A 1,612-nucleotide genomic window follows, 5' to 3' on the forward strand; every position below is an offset into this window, starting at 1 on the left:
GAGTTGAGGGGGTGGCCGCGGCGGAGGGAGTTGAGGGGGTGGCCGCGGTGGATAACCCGCTCTGGGTGGTCACGAGCAGAACGGCGGCCAGGGCGCCGCCCGTCCATGCCGGGACACGTGGTCTGGTCACACGAACTCCGTTCGAAGTGGGGGGTGTTGGAGGAGATGCGGATGTGAACGAAGGAACGCGTGTCACGGTACCGAAAAGGTGATCGTTTTCTAAGAGGGTCAACTTCCTTTGATCACAAGGGAATTGGACCGCTCGACGCACACATCTTGACGCGTAAATGACAACAGTGGCATGTTCCCATGGGAGCGCTCCCATCTCACCAGGGAAGGGAACACCATGCGCAGCACCCACCACTCCCCCATCCGGATCCTTCCGCTTCTCGGCCTGCTGGCCGCCCTGTCCCTCCCCTTCACCCTCACCCTCGCGCCGCCGGCCTCGGCCGCCACAGCGGTCACGGCGAAGGGAACGGTCGCCGATCCGGTGCGCATCATGCCGCTCGGCGACTCCATCACCGGCTCGCCCGGCTGTTGGAGAGCCGTGCTGTGGAACCGGCTGCAGAGCGCCGGCTACACGGACATCGACTTCGTCGGCACCCTCGGCCCCCAGGGCTGCGGGCAGGCCCACGACGGCGACAACGAGGGCCACGGCGGCGAACTCGTCACCAACGTGGCCGACCAGAACCTGCTGCCCGCACGGCTCGCCGCGACCCTTCCGGACATCGTTGTCATGCACTTCGGCACGAACGATGTGTGGAGCAGCGTCTCCCCCGACCGCATCCTCGCCGCCTACACCAAGCTCGTCGGGCAGATGCGGGCGTCCAACCCCGACATGAAGATCCTCGTCGCGCAGATCATCCCCATGAACCCCAGCACCTGCTCGGGCTGCGCACAGCGCGTCGTCGACTTCAACGCGCGGATCCCGGCCTGGGCGCAGGCGACGACCACCAGCCGTTCGCCGGTGACCGTCGTCGACCAGTGGACCGGCTTCGACACGGCCGCCGACACCTACGACGGGGTGCACCCGAACTCGGCCGGCGACGACAAGATCGCCGCCCGCTGGTACCCGGCGGTGAGCGCGCTGCTCGAGCCGGGTTCCGGCGATCCCGGTGACCCGGGTGACCCGGGTGACGGGCCGTGCACCGCGGCCGTCCGTGCCGTCAACGTCTGGCAGGGCGGCTACCAGGGTGAAGTGACGGTGACCAATACGTCCGCCTCCGCCGTCTCGGGCTGGACCGCGACCGTCGTACCGGCCGGAGGGGCCCGGCTCACCCAGGTCTGGAACGGCACGTTGAGCACGGCGGCCGACGGGACGGCCACCGTCACCAACGCCAACTGGAACGGCACGCTCGCCCCCGGCGCCCGCGCCACGTTCGGTTTCATCGCCGACACCTCGACGACGTCCGGGACACCGTCGGCGACCGTCACCTGCACGGCGAGGGGCGTCGCCGGCTGATGACGGTGGGCCCCGCCGATCGATACGGGCCGGGGCCCGTGGCGGCCGTCGCCCGGACGGCGGCGCCGTCCGCCGCCGGGTGACGGCCTCCCGCACCGCCCCCACACACGAACGGACACCCCTGACCACGCACCGCTCACCCCGTCTCTT

1 protein-coding gene is annotated in these 1,612 nt (G+C 69.7%); it reads left to right on the top strand.

All coding sequences use genetic code 11. The features are described 5' to 3' along the window. Nucleotides 1-346 precede the first annotated feature (346 nt). Complete coding sequence (locus tag AOK23_RS41475) at nt 347-1,462, top strand: GDSL-type esterase/lipase family protein (protein WP_055717567.1); 1,116 nt, start codon at nt 347-349, stop codon at nt 1,460-1,462. Nucleotides 1,463-1,612 lie beyond the last annotated feature (150 nt).

Source organism: Streptomyces torulosus, from assembly GCF_001419765.1.
In the GTDB taxonomy this organism is placed as follows: domain Bacteria; phylum Actinomycetota; class Actinomycetes; order Streptomycetales; family Streptomycetaceae; genus Streptomyces; species Streptomyces torulosus.

Coding starts and splice junctions, on each gene's coding strand:
- AOK23_RS41475 (WP_055717567.1), top strand. CDS start 347: ATGCGCAGCACCCACCACTCCCCCATCCGGATCCTTCCGCTTCTCGGC.